At 42.1% G+C, this 13384-nt stretch carries 13 protein-coding genes and 1 pseudogene; 6 read left to right on the top strand and 8 right to left on the bottom strand.

Features of this window, described 5'->3' with window-relative positions; translation table 11 throughout:
- Positions 1-80 precede the first annotated feature (80 nt).
- Positions 81-377: a transposase gene (locus NAF17_RS01540; protein WP_370340862.1), complete on the bottom strand. Its 297-nt coding sequence runs from the start codon at positions 375-377 to the stop codon at positions 81-83.
- Positions 378-649: 272 nt separating this feature from the next.
- On the opposite strand from NAF17_RS01540, the gene NAF17_RS01535 reads away from it, so the two are divergent.
- From NAF17_RS01535 to NAF17_RS01525, 3 genes are all read left to right on the top strand, one after another.
- On the top strand, positions 650-1837 hold the full coding sequence (locus tag NAF17_RS01535; protein WP_252756213.1) for a PAS domain-containing sensor histidine kinase: 1188 nt from the start codon (positions 650-652) through the stop codon (positions 1835-1837).
- Positions 1834-2883, top strand: a complete 1050-nt coding sequence (locus NAF17_RS01530) for a response regulator (RefSeq protein ID WP_252756212.1) — start codon at positions 1834-1836, stop codon at positions 2881-2883. The genes NAF17_RS01535 and NAF17_RS01530 overlap by 4 nt, the downstream gene beginning before the upstream one ends.
- A gap of 80 nt (positions 2884-2963) precedes the next feature.
- Positions 2964-3965 (top strand): 2-hydroxyacid dehydrogenase, encoded by a 1002-nt coding sequence (locus NAF17_RS01525; protein WP_252756211.1) that lies wholly within the window; start codon positions 2964-2966, stop codon positions 3963-3965.
- Between the two features lie 99 nt (positions 3966-4064).
- On the opposite strand, the gene adhP is transcribed toward NAF17_RS01525, so the two are convergent.
- Together adhP and NAF17_RS01515 are read right to left on the bottom strand one after the other, a co-directional pair.
- Positions 4065-5084: an alcohol dehydrogenase AdhP gene (gene adhP, locus NAF17_RS01520; protein WP_252756210.1), complete on the bottom strand. Its 1020-nt coding sequence runs from the start codon at positions 5082-5084 to the stop codon at positions 4065-4067.
- Between the two features lie 18 nt (positions 5085-5102).
- Positions 5103-5447 (bottom strand): hypothetical protein, encoded by a 345-nt coding sequence (locus NAF17_RS01515; protein WP_252756209.1) that lies wholly within the window; start codon positions 5445-5447, stop codon positions 5103-5105.
- Between the two features lie 215 nt (positions 5448-5662).
- On the opposite strand from NAF17_RS01515, the gene NAF17_RS01510 reads away from it, so the two are divergent.
- Together NAF17_RS01510 and NAF17_RS01505 are read left to right on the top strand one after the other, a co-directional pair.
- Entirely contained in the window at positions 5663-5908 is a 246-nt protein-coding gene (locus NAF17_RS01510; protein ID WP_252756208.1) for a hypothetical protein, read from the top strand.
- Positions 5909-6057: 149 nt separating this feature from the next.
- On the top strand, positions 6058-7146 hold the full coding sequence (locus NAF17_RS01505) for an MBL fold metallo-hydrolase (RefSeq protein WP_252756207.1): 1089 nt from the start codon (positions 6058-6060) through the stop codon (positions 7144-7146).
- A 108-nt stretch (positions 7147-7254) separates the two neighbouring features.
- Here NAF17_RS01505 and NAF17_RS01500 read toward each other — a convergent pair whose 3' ends face one another.
- A complete protein-coding gene (locus NAF17_RS01500) occupies positions 7255-7881 on the bottom strand; it encodes a hypothetical protein (RefSeq protein ID WP_252756206.1) in 627 nt (208 codons plus the stop codon).
- 358 nt (positions 7882-8239) lie between these two features.
- Positions 8240-8908 (bottom strand): hypothetical protein, encoded by a 669-nt coding sequence (locus NAF17_RS01495; protein WP_252756205.1) that lies wholly within the window; start codon positions 8906-8908, stop codon positions 8240-8242.
- Between the two features lie 74 nt (positions 8909-8982).
- On the opposite strand from NAF17_RS01495, the pseudogene NAF17_RS01490 reads away from it, so the two are divergent.
- A pseudogene (locus NAF17_RS01490) lies at positions 8983-9267 on the top strand (DUF2238 domain-containing protein).
- Here NAF17_RS01490 and NAF17_RS01485 read toward each other — a convergent pair.
- The 3 genes from NAF17_RS01485 to NAF17_RS01475 form a co-directional block, all read right to left on the bottom strand.
- Positions 9264-9533 (bottom strand): hypothetical protein, encoded by a 270-nt coding sequence (locus tag NAF17_RS01485; RefSeq protein ID WP_252756204.1) that lies wholly within the window; start codon positions 9531-9533, stop codon positions 9264-9266. The pseudogene NAF17_RS01490 and the gene NAF17_RS01485 overlap by 4 nt on opposite strands.
- 130 nt (positions 9534-9663) lie before the next feature.
- Positions 9664-10839, bottom strand: coding sequence for a hypothetical protein (locus NAF17_RS01480; protein ID WP_252756203.1), 1176 nt, complete (start codon positions 10837-10839; stop codon positions 9664-9666).
- A 40-nt stretch (positions 10840-10879) separates the two neighbouring features.
- Positions 10880-13252, bottom strand: a complete 2373-nt coding sequence (locus NAF17_RS01475; RefSeq protein ID WP_252756202.1) for a DUF2339 domain-containing protein — start codon at positions 13250-13252, stop codon at positions 10880-10882.
- Positions 13253-13384: the final 132 nt, after the last annotated feature.

Raw genomic sequence — 13384 nt, 5'->3', positions numbered from 1 at the left:
TTCTTTTTGAGTTTGCAGGTAATTAGCCTGATAGGGTGTTTTAGTTTTATAAATGGTGTAAGCCATTTCCAGTAGTTTCTTTATACTGCTACACATACTTTCATTTTTAAGCCATTCTTTGATACTATTCTCATAAAGATTTCTTTATACTTTTCCGAATGCCTGATAGCTGGCATATACATTGCTTTTCGCAAATACCGGTTGCCTCTTTTGGATATGCGGGGCTTGCCTTTTACAGACGTTCCGGATTCTTTCTCTTTGACATCAAGGCCTGCATAACTGGTTAGCTGCATTTTGCTTTTGATGAGTTCAAATCCGTTAGTTTCAGCCATGATTACTGTTGCTGTTATGGGCCCAATGCCATGTATTGAAGTAATTAACTCAATTTGTTAGTTAGGTACTATTTTATTTAGTGTAAAAGCGAAGATAAACAGGGTGATTTTTAATAGCCAGCTTTTAAAAGTAACCGCAATGCCGCTTCGACAACACATGATCTGCATAATATTTAAAAGTGGGGTATATCAAAGGTATAACCGCCTATCTTTCAAAAGTGATACAGGTCACTTTTTGAAATGAATGATATTACATTTTCAAATCATCATGGTCATGATATTTGCGGGATTTTAGTTGTAAAGAGATAACTTAGCCTATGGAAAACGCGGCATTGCTTAAAGCGATCATTCAAAATGCCATTGATGGTATCATTACAATAGACGAAAGGGGATTAATAGAAACTATTAACCCCGCCGCTTGCACGCTGTTTAGCTACGCCCCTGAAGAGGTTGTAGGCAAAAATATCTCGTTCCTGATGCCCCCTCCGGATCGTACCCAGCATGACGAATACCTTAGGCGTTACCAGCATACCGGCGTGCCACATATAATTGGCATAGGGCGTGAGGTAACCGGTTTGCGTAAAGATGGCACTACGTTCCCGTTTAGATTAGGGGTGAGTGAGGTTGCCTATTCGGGCCGAAAAATATATACCGGCTTTATACATGATCTAAGCAAGCAAAAGGAAGCAGAAGAGCAATTAAAGGATTACGCCGCACATTTAGAAGAATTGATACAAGAGCGCACCCAATCATTAAAAGAAACGGTACTGGCCTTGCAAAGTGCCAAAGAGGAAGTAAGCTTGTCGTTAGAGAAAGAAAAAGAGTTGGGCCAGTTAAAAAGCAGGTTTGTATCTATGGCATCGCACGAGTTTCGTACACCTTTAAGCGCCATACAACTATCGGCTTCGCTGGTTGATAAATATGCACAGGCTTTTAGCAGCGATAACATCACCAAACATGTGGGTAAGATAAAAAACGCGGTAGGTAACCTCACCACTATTTTAAACGATTTTCTTTCGCTCGAAAAACTTGAAGCCGGCAAAGTAGAACCCACTTTTACGGAATTTGACCTTGTTAAATTAGCTGAAGAGATAACCGAAGAAATGCAAATGATAGCTAAGCAAAACCAGCATATTATTTATCAGCATACCGGTAAAGAGAGTATGGTAAAATTGGATCAAAACCTGCTAAAAAACTGTGTATTTAATTTAATAGCCAACGCCATCAAATATTCGGGCGAAAATACTTTTATAGAGTTTAATACCGAGATAAGCGAAACAGGTTGCACCGTCATTATAAAAGACAACGGCATTGGCATCCCCGAAAAAGACCAAAAACATCTTTTTGAGCCATTCTTTAGAGCTCACAACACTGGCAACATACCGGGTACAGGCCTGGGGTTAAACATTGTTGAACGTTATACTCAACTAATGCAGGGAACCGTAGCATTTAAAAGTGACGTTAACCAGGGCACATCGTTTACAATTTCTTTTGATAAAATATGAGTAAGCAAGTATTGATTATTGAAGATAATACCGATATCAGGGAAAATATTGTTGAGATATTAGAACTGGCAGATTTTAACGTATTACAGGCAAGTAACGGAAAAGCTGGGGTAGACCTGGCAATTAAAAACAAACCCGATATTATCCTTTGCGATATTATGATGCCCGATCTGGATGGCTACGGCGTATTGTATATGCTAAACAAAAAACCCGAAACCGCCACCATACCTTTTATATTTTTAACGGCCAAAGCCGAGCGTGTTGATCTGCGAAAAGGTATGGAAATGGGTGCCGACGATTATTTGACCAAACCCTTTGACGATATTGAGCTGCTTAACGCCATAGAAACCCGGCTAAAAAAGAAAGTGGTACAGGAAAGTTTTTACAGTAACCCGCTCGAAAAGTTAAACAGCCTGCTATCAAAAAACAATGGGCTGGCCGAACTTAAGCGTATTGTAACCGAACGCAAGAGCCGACAGTTTAAAAAGAACCAGATTATTTATTACGATGGCGATAAAGGTAACGGGCTCTACATCATATTAAGCGGTAAGATCAAAACCATAAAACTTGCCGAAGACGGACGCGAACTGATGACAGGGATACATGCTGTTGATGACTACCTGGGTGTAAACGCCATGTTAGCCAACGAACCATATGCCGACACAGCTACCGCCATGGAAGATTCCCAACTTTGCCTGATACCAAAAGAACAGCTGGACGAAATGATCAACCAATACCCAGATGTTGCACGCACATTTATTAATATATTGGCTAACGATGTTAGGGATAAAGAGGAACAATTATTACACCTGGCCTATAATTCGGTACGTAAACGCATGGCCGAGGCCTTATTACGCTTACATAAGCAAAATGATACTTCGGAAGGGTTTAAAATAAGCCGTGAAGACCTGGCCGCGATGACAGGCATGGCCACCGAAACCGTAAGCCGAACGCTAACAGATTTTAAGGACGAGGGCCTTATAGAAAAAAAGGGCAGCCTGGTTACCGTACTTGATGAAATACGGATCGCTAAAATGAAAAACTGACGAGAATCACTTTTGTGGCTGACCGCGCTCAATTAAAGTAACAGCTATTGGCTATAATTTTAAAAAATAAATTATTAAGGATGAAAGTAGTAGCATATAGTATAAAACCGTTTGAGAAAGAGTTTCTTTCAAAAGCAAATCAAAAAAAACACGAAATAACCCTGATATCAAACCCACTGAGTATAGAAACAACCAGCTATGCAGAAGGCAAGGACGGGATCATTGTTTTTACAAACGATGATGTTTCTGCGGGGGTTATCGAAAAATTGGCCGGCCTTGGTATAAAATATATTGCCACTCGCTCTGCAGGTACCGATCATATAGACAGGGAAGCCGCCAGCCGGCACGGCATAAAAGTTGCCAACGTGCCTTATTATTCGCCGGAGGCTATCGCAGAACATGCAGTTGCACTTGCCTTCGCGCTAAACCGCAACCTGATCAAAGCTAACGAGCATAGCCACCATTTTAATTTTAGCAACAATGGTTTAATGGGGTTTAACTTTTCAGGCAAAACGGTTGGCATAATAGGCCTTGGCAACACAGGCCTGGCAACGGCAGCAATTTTTAAAGGGTTGGGCTGTATCGTAATTGGTTACGACCTTAATTTCCCCGAAGGCAGCAATGTTATTGAACAGGTAACCCTCCCTTATTTATACGCCAATGCAGATATTATATCGTTACACGTACCGCTTAATGATGGGACGAAGCATATCATCAACAAAAAGTCGTTACACCAAATGAAAGACGGGGTAATGCTCATTAACACTTCGCGCGGGCCTTTGGTTAAAACTACTGATATTATCCAGGCTATTTATACTGGCAAGGTTGGTTACCTGGGCCTTGATGTTTATGAATTTGAAAAAGGCCTGTTTTTTGAAGATCATGAAAAAGATAGTTTTAAAGATGAATTACTTGAAGAACTATTGCAGTTTGATAATGTATTGATAACCCCGCACCAAGCTTATTTAACCCGCGAAGCACTGCAAGGTATAGCCAACCAAACCATTAAAAACCTCGATCTATGGCAACAAAATAAATGTGTTGGCAAAGCATGTGTATGCGCTAAAACTGCCGGGCTATAGAAGGATGAACCACATCCCCAACTATTAAGCATCTACGGGCAATAACAAAGAAAGGCTACCCAATTGGGTAGCCTTTCTTTGTTATTGCATTATATAAATTTATTCGCTTGCTATCTGCAGCACCACCCTACCGGTAATTATTCCCTTACGCATATCATCAAAAATATTGTTGATATCCTCCAGTTTAGCGGTATGTACGTCTGCCTTTACCTTTCCCTCAACCGCGAAAGCGATGGCTTCCTGCATATCCTTCCGGGTGCCTACTATAGACCCGCGCACGGTAAAGCGGTTTAATACCGTTTCAAATATGGGCAAATCGAAACTACCTTTTGGCAAACCGTTTAAAGCGATAGTACCTTTGCGGCGCAGCATGCCTATCCCCTGTTCAAAAGCAATTGGCGATACGGCTGTAACTAATACACCATGCATACCACCCGTAGCTTTCTTTAATACTTCGCCCGGGTTTTCATTAAGGGCGTTAACAGTAAGCTGTGCACCAAGCTGTTTGGCCAGTGCTAATTTATCGTCGGCAATATCAACGGCGGCAACATGCATGCCCATAGCTTTTGCATATTGTACCGCCAGGTGCCCTAAGCCGCCAACGCCGGATATAGCCACCCATTCGCCGGGCTTTACTTCAGTTTCTTTCAATCCCTTGTAAACAGTTACGCCCGCGCAAATTATAGGTGCCATTTCTGCAAAATTTATCCCTTTTGGGAAATGGGCTATATAGCGCGAATCGGCAACAACATATTCGGCGAAACCGCCATTAACGCTATAACCACCGTTCTTTTGCTCTTCGCAAAGGGTTTCCCAGCCGGTTATACAAAACTCGCAGCACCCGCATGCGCTGTATAGCCACGGGGCGCCAACTATATCGCCTATGCTTACATTTTTTACGTTTGACCCTAAGGCTACCACGTAGCCCATGGCCTCGTGCCCGGGTATAAGCGGTAACTGCGGCTGTACGGGCCAGTCGCCATTTGCGGCGTGCAGGTCGGTGTGGCAAACGCCACAGGTTATTACCTTAACCAATACCTGGTTATCGCCCGGGGTTGGCACCGGCACATTTTCTATTACCAGCGGTTGCCCAAATTGATGGATAACGGCTGCTTTCATTGTTTTTGGGATCATAATTTATATCGTAAATACCAGTATCATTAATAAATGCGCAAGGATGCTAACAGCAAAAAAGCCAAGCATAACACGGATACCCGCACCGCCCATACCTGAGATAATGTTAGAAAAGAAAAGCCCTAATGTTACCGCCAGCACAGCAATCGGCGCATTAAAATAATAAAGCAAAACAGCAGGAATAGGTAAAAACAGTACGCCTTGGGCTATTAACGATACCATAAACCATAGCGTGCGGTTGGGAGCCTGGCCATCTGCCCAAGCTGTTATTTTTGTTAATAACTTACTGTTGCTGTTAGCTAAAGAAACTTGGCTCCATTGAGCGGCGGTGTTTGTTAAGGTTGCCATATTGTTGATTTTTATATAACAAAAGTGGCCTATTTAGTACATCAAATGAATGACGCAGAGACCGTAAATATATGACAGAGGTCACATTTTTTAAAATCTTAACGGCACACACTAATACCTATTAATTTTGCAATCGGGCCTAAAAAACCAATGGTGACCGTAGTCATTTTTATATTGATAGCCAGCAATTAAATTAGCACTTAAATTCAACCATTATGAAAACGATAACATTTAATTTTAACCACCCGGTGAAGGGGAACGTCATTTTATCGCCGCTTAATTGCATTGGGGGTTTATGTCTGCGGATGAAAGTGGAGAGTTCTAAAGATAATTTGCTGAAAATACCCGTGAACGATTGTAACGAAGGTAAATGGAAACTGTTACTTGACTGGGAGTACGATGGGCGTATATTTTCCCACCAGGAAGATTTTGAGATAACTAAAAAGCCAAGTGTAGTGTAATATTATTAGGTGATTAAAAACGTGTATAAAAGCGGGTTTACACTGAATTTATTGCCCTAAACCTTTGTTTATCCACCGGCAGATGTTGTTTGCGTTGCACAACTCATAAAATAATTAGCCATACCAAACGTTATTTTCATTAATAAAGTATGAAATACAGGTTTTGGGGGATTTGGATAGTTGCTTTTTTGCTATTGGCCATTGCAGGCTGCGGTGTAGTACAATCGGTAGGTAAAAATCCTGTGGGCGAAGAACTTGCGCGGTTACAGGCCTTGCCTAATTATAAAAATGGAAGTTTTGAAAACCTGGCAGAACGGTCTGACTCCACAATTAAAAAGCGCTTACTTTTTCTTCGTAACCATCCCGGGAGCGTAAGACCTTTCCGCGTGTTGCCCTGGGTTAAAACAGATTTGAATACATTAACGGCCGCGGCACCTACCATAGTCTGGTTTGGCCACTCTTCTTTGCTCATCAAATCCGCGCAGGGGAACATTCTTATAGACCCCATTTTTAGCAACCATGCAGGGCCGGTTCCCGGCTTGATGAAAGCATTTGCGGGTACTACACATTACCACGCCAAAGATATGCCGCCAATAGATGTGCTGATCATCTCCCATGACCATTACGATCACCTGGATTATCGCACGCTTAAAAAGCTGAAAAACCGTATCAAAATGGCAGTTGTGCCCATGGGTGTAGGTTCAAACCTGGTGTATTGGGGGTTCGATCCAAAGAAGATCACTGAGCTGAACTGGGGGCAATCTACCACGCTGCCCGGTGGCCTACAAATAACCGCTACCCAGGCGCAGCATAAAAGCAACCGCACGTATTCAAAAGAAAACAAAACGCTTTGGGCATCCTATGTGATACAGGCCGGCGAATACCGCATTTTTTACGGCGGAGACGGCGGCTATGGCCCATTTTTAAAACAAATTGGCCAACAATATGGCCCTTTTGACCTGGCACTGTTAGAGTGCGGGCAGTATAGCCCAAACTTCCCCTGGGCACACCTATGGTTTGGGCAAGCTGCCCAAGCCGCGGTTGACCTGCGGGCCGATCTGCTACAACCCATCCACTGGGCTAAGTTTGTAGAAGCCGATCACCCCTGGAATGAAGCCATAAAAAAGCTCCTGCCCGTTGCTAAAAAACTGGATATCCCGCTAAATATGCCCCGTATTGGCGAACCCTATACCTTGGGTGATACACCAAAACAAAACGCTTGGTGGGGTTTTGAATAATTACAGTATTGATCAATAACACCGGCGTCCATATAGTACAAGCCTTTAAAAGTCATATACTCCTATCTAAATTGTGTAAACTACCCAAGCCAAATCATATCCCCCAAACTACCGCCAGTACAAAAGATTAACCGGCATAAGTAGCACACCAATCAAAATAGGGTTACCGGCCGGGCTGGATGTATTGGCTGTAAGGGTATATAAAATTTTTTTGTTAACCACCTTACTGGTGATGGCTCTATCGGGGTTTACGGGCAAATAGTGTGCAATCTGCAATAATATGGTCTTTGAAACCGATTGCAGCTTTAAGCTTACATTAGCTCCCGCAAAAATTTTAGTAGCATACAATACCGGGTTAATAAATGCTTTTGTTAAAGCAGATACGCATCCGGCCTGGCTTGGTGCGTTTATCATTACCCAGGTATTAAATACATCAGATACAGTAGAGGCATTAAACGGACTTGGAACGTTTGTTTTAAAATAAGTAAGCCATTGCCCATAAAAATCGCCCATACAGTTTTGGAAATCCGAATCGCTGCCAGTTACCAGCGAGCTAAGGATCAGGCCGTAGTCAGAAGCAAAGCTGTTGGCCTGGCTTGGGTCGTAAAAATTGTTTACCGACAACGGTGGTACGGCATTAAAAATAGACCATAGGTCCTGGGATGTTTTAGGCGTTGTGCCCGTGCCCTGGAAAAGTTGAAATTGTTGGTTGCTGAGTTGCAGGCCTGTTACCATCGCATTGTACTATTGTGCGGAAAGGGTTTGCATAGTGTCGCTTGACGCTGACATAATGATTTAAGTTTTAGGTGGAAAAATTGTGTGAATTTGTTATTGATGCCTTAGCGAACATGCACTAAGCACACCGCCGACATCGTTAGTAAAGGGACGCAAAAGGAAAAGGCTTGCACAGGGTTGAACAAACCTTTATATGAGATGTATACAGCTATAAAAAAACAGGTATTTATCGCCTTTTAGCAATAATTTAATTATTTTCTATCTCAAAATAAATAAGCAAAGCAATAAAGGCCAGCTTAAAAACAACAAATATTAGTGGGGTAGTAAAAGATCGGCATGTAGTTCTTACAATTTAGGGTTAGTCGAGCTTAATATAGATCACTGCTTCGCCATCAGTTAATTGCATAGCGGGGCCGCTTTTAGGCCGTAGCGTACACTGTAACTTAAGCTTTATTTTTATCCGCTCGGGCGCACCGGGTTGGGCGGGTACAATAGTTGTTGATATTACGTTTAAAAAGCTGTTTGTTTGGAAGCCCCCGGTAGTATATTCTATTTTATTCTTATCAATATACTGCACAAACATATTTTTAGTGCCGATGTTCAGGTCGCCGTTTGGCGCGTAAACCTGCGCCCCGGGTTTAACAAAATTCTCAAAGGCCAGTACCCGGTCATTAAACCCAACAATATGAAACGTTTTAAAATAAAAAGTGATGCGCGGCTCGTTAACCATAAACACCTCCGCATTGGTTATCGAACCGCCGTATGATCCTGTAATAACATCCTGGTTTATCTCGGTAGCGTTGCTCGTACCTTCGGCCCAGTGGGCGCGTTGTTCATCAACCGGCCAGTTAAGTTGTATGCTGTTTATTTTAGCTTTAAAATAGTACTCTGCCGTGCCTACATCACCGTTCCCGCTGCCGGGTTCGGTACCGTTGTTATTAGCCGAGGGCAGGTTTGGCGTGTAACCGTCATAATTAATGCCATCTTTTTTACAGCCTGAGAACAGCCCCGTAAGCAGCAACACCAATAACGATAATTTTAAGGCTTTTATTTAATATCTAAGTTAACCATTATTAATAAATTATCCTTACCAGTAACACTATGATCACGCGCGAGTTATTCATCCGCCTTGGCGTGATCCAAAAAAGAAACTGGATGGCGTTTTTAATCGTTTGCGTTTGCACAACAATTAGCGTGCTATACGAGTTTTTAGAGTGGTTTGTATATACTGCGTCAGGTTAGTCCGGCGATTCATTCCTGGGGACGCAGGGTTATGTTTGGGATACCCAATCGGACATGCTGTACGCCATGATAGGTGCGATATGCATGGTGATATTGATGGCTAAAACGCAGGACAAGGCGATAGCCAAACTGCGGTCAGCTTAATTTTTGATAATAAAATCGAACCACACAAACAATTGGTCGAATAGGGAGCCCGAATTAAACCCGATGCCTTTTGAGGTAACCATCCGGATGTAGCCGTCTTCGTTATCGGCAATAACATATTCAAATTCGGGGCTGCTTAAATTCTTGTCGAAGGTAAATTTAACTTTTACCACATTGCCGGTTTGTTCTATATAGCTATGCGTAGGCACTAAAAAGCTGCCCTTGGTGTTTTTTATAATGATATGCCTGGTGTTACGTAAGTTCATGAGGTAAATAACTTTTGATATCGGATTTAAAGCAACGTAAAAGCCGAAATTTAAAACAGGGTGAAATCACCCTTTTTAAAAGCTTTTTTTAGCCATCTCCACAACCTGTGCAAATAAATTATAAAGGTTACTATCCTTCGCTGTTTTTACGGGCGCTAACTTCTTTGGTCATTTTTAGGGTGAGGAATATCAGCAAGGCCAACACCGCAACTATAGCTACCCATATTAGCCATGCCGGCAAATGCGATTTTACAATTGCTGCTTTATGTTGATATAAGGGGTTATCAACAACATCGCCAACCGACACCTGGGGTATATTGTGCTGAATACTATCGGCGAAAAATTGCAGGTCGTAAACGGGTGCGCTCGCAACAGTATCGCCAAACAATAAACGATAATTGTTCCCTTTGTTAAGGTAAGCCACAAGCGATTGCTCTAACTGATAGACGACAACATCGCTGATCTTTAACGGCGGGTTATCCTCGTTAAAAATATCTAATTGTATGGCTTTGGTTTTGGCGGTAATATTTAAACCATTGGCATCCGCAGATGCAATATTGGTATCGGCCAGCAGTTTACGTTTTTTACCGGCAATGCTGTAAATGCTTATGGCGCGCTTGTAATATTTAGCACCCACTACACTTAGCTTTATTTGGTTAACCGGGTATGGCTCATCAAAAGTGATAAATACACGGCTTAGCTTACCAGTATCCTGCTGGATAAATTTCACATTGGGTAATTTAACATAAACCGGTTTTACCGTTTCTGTTTGATAAACGCCTGCCATCAGTATAGCCACAGGATCCTTACGGTTATTGTTTACCTGGATCTTAAAATAGCGATACGTACTGTTTGGGAAATTAAGTACCTGGCTATATGTACTGTGGGTATAGCTCCCCTCACCTGCCTTGCTCAGCACTATGTTTTCTTTTATGGCATACCAATTCGTAAGATCGTCACTACCGGCAAGGTTTACCCTCCGGTCTACCGTGTTATTGCGGATGATCAAATTAAGCTGGTTGATGGTTAACCTTTCCTTGTTTTCGGCTGTAAAGGTGGTCATAGTATCTTGCTTACCGGGCAAATCCACTTGCGGGAACGCTGTAAAATATTGCTGTGCTTTTACAGGCAAACGGCTGCCAAACATGTAAGGCACAAATTTGCCGTTTTGGTTCAGCAGGCGAATATCGGCCAGATCGGCCGGGCATTTTGCCAACACTTTTGGCGATAAGCTAATACGATAAAAGGCGGCTGTATCTACTCTGCCAATATCCGCCCTGTATTTAAACGAATGCTGTGCAAACAAGCTAATACAGTTTGCAAATAATAATATCGTTAATAAACCCTTACTCGGTTTTGTTCTTATCCTCATCCTCTACCAGAATTTTTTTAACTTTTTGATACATAAACGACACGATGAGCAGCAGCACCCCCAAACAGAAGAATGCAGCTATTTTCCCTGCGGGAGGTATGCCTTGTATATCAAATATAAACAGCTTAAGCAAAGTTATTGAAAACAGGGTTAATGATGCTATACGTAGGGTACGCACCTTATTACGCATCCCCAAAAACATCAGTGCGAAGGATGACAGTCCCCATAAAATTGGAAGACCAACTTTGTTATAAACGGTTTCAACACGATCGATAGTTGTTGCCGGAGAAAAGAACACCATATTACTAAACAGGCTAAGCTCCACACTCAAAAATAAAACGATAGCGCCCGACAATACCCAGGTAGCAATTTGCTTCGTGGCCTCGTCAAGGTTCTCTTTTACAATTTGTATCAGTTGGTAAAATAACAGGCCTATAAAAATAGTTGCTATCCAGTTAGCCCAAAAATGAACCGGAGATGCCTTATGCTGTAATAGTATCACATACTGCATATTAAAAAGGTTTACTAGGCAAATGATGTAAGCCACAATGGTAGCAGCTATAATTGTACCACTTATTTTCCAATCCAGCCGGATACCTTCAATCCGTTTTGATAGCATATAAAACACGTATTCAAACACCGGTACGTAAAGCATCAGGTACAAAATATTAACTTCTGTATCCGCATATCGGTTTAAAAACTGGTGGTTTATCTCCAAAAATCCGCTCAGAAGAAGCAGTACCAAGGCGGCAATTTTAAACAGATCTGCCGGTATTGCAAACCCGTACACCTGTTCTTCATCATCCATTTTAACCAAACGATATAACAGGGCTGATCCTATTGCGGCAACTAGGCTGGTGATAAACCCTTTGTTAGCAATAATAATCATTGTATTAGTTGGTATGTACACATGGCTCCAATCCATCATCAAACTCACTATCATAGCACCCCAAACAATAAGGGAGGTCAGTTTCATAAGTTGGATCTTCGATTTCTTGTATAGCCAATAAAGCAGTACCGCCTCCGCAGCCCAAAATAACGTTATATAATGGCCGTTGAGTTGTAGTGGTGCAGTAAGCGATATAAACGTAAGCGTAATTCCAATTAATAGGTAAAGGATGTTGGTATCAACCTTGCGGTTACGGAACATCAGGAATGATAGCAGTAAATTAACTGCCGCTAAACCTGCTGAGAACAGTCCCAGCATGTTTTCATGATTCATTACGGTAAGCAGGTAAATCCCTACCGAAAAATAAAGCGCGGTATTGATAAGCAAGATGGTGAAATCGGAGGCTACAAATTTTTTATTCTCTTTAACATTATTGGCTACGTTGATACCAAAAAACATCAGGTATAAAATACTGGCGTGTAAAAAGCCGGTATGGTAGGTTGGCGCGCTTAGGGATGTAAGCACCGCCATAAACACAATTACAGTTAGGCCAAACGCCGTAGCATTTAATATGCGCCACGATTTATAGTAGGCTATTACCAACAAGCCCGCGTTTAAAATTACGAGGTAAATAAACAGGGCATTATAATTTGTCTGCCCGCTGCTCACCATAAACGGACTTGCGAGGCCGCCTACCAAGGCGATAACGGCGAGTTCCTGCCTATCGTAAAGCAAAGCGAGCACTACCGCGAAAATGGTTATTACAATCAAAATGATAAAAGATACCGTTTGATTAAACAGATGAAACTGGTGATAGGCAAGCGTAATGGTAAAATATAATACAGCCAACCCCCCGCCTACTAATACCGAGCTAAATGCCTGGTATGAATTGCGCATGCGGTGCGCTATACCTATTAATATCCCGCCACACAGTACGCCAATACCTACACGACCAACGGGGCCAACCCAGTCATTATCAATAGCGTATTTCACAAAAAAGCCAATGGCCAAAACCAAAATAGCGATGCCGATTTTGTTGATAAGGTTCTCGCCGATAAATTTTTCCAAGTCGGGGTGGCGCTCAAAAAACGATGGTTGAGGCTCGGGCTGGTGGTAAACAGGCCTTGGTGGCGCGATGGCGCTAATTGGCGTAGCTGGTCGTTTTATGTTTTCTACATGATCGGTGAATACTTCTTTTTGCCGTTCAACTGTAACAGGCACCGATGGCACGGGTTTGGCCGGAACAGGCTCGAGAAATTTATAATCAACTACAGGCGGGGAAACTTGCTGGCTTTGTTTGGCCTCTTCAGGAGGCTTGTCCAGGCTGTTTTTTTTTACAAAACTTTGCAGTTCCGTAATACGCATTTCCAGCGCGTTGATTTTGCTGCTGTAAAAATTTTTATTGGTTACTAAGAGGTAAATGATAACCAGTAAAAGTATTACGTATATAATTTCCATATAGGATGATTAGGGTTTAGCTATTCTAAAGTACAATTAAAAATTGTTGTGGGCGAATTATAAAACCTATTGTAGCTTAGCACATTTAAAAGGCCGCCATTTACCTGGCACGATGTGCCATTTTCGTTGTAC

The sequence above is a fragment of the Mucilaginibacter aurantiaciroseus genome (assembly GCF_024055595.1).
In the GTDB taxonomy this organism is placed as follows: Bacteria; Bacteroidota; Bacteroidia; order Sphingobacteriales; family Sphingobacteriaceae; genus Mucilaginibacter; species Mucilaginibacter aurantiaciroseus.
Note: the sequence above shows the minus strand (reverse complement) of the source record. Positions and strands in the feature narration are given on the sequence as shown.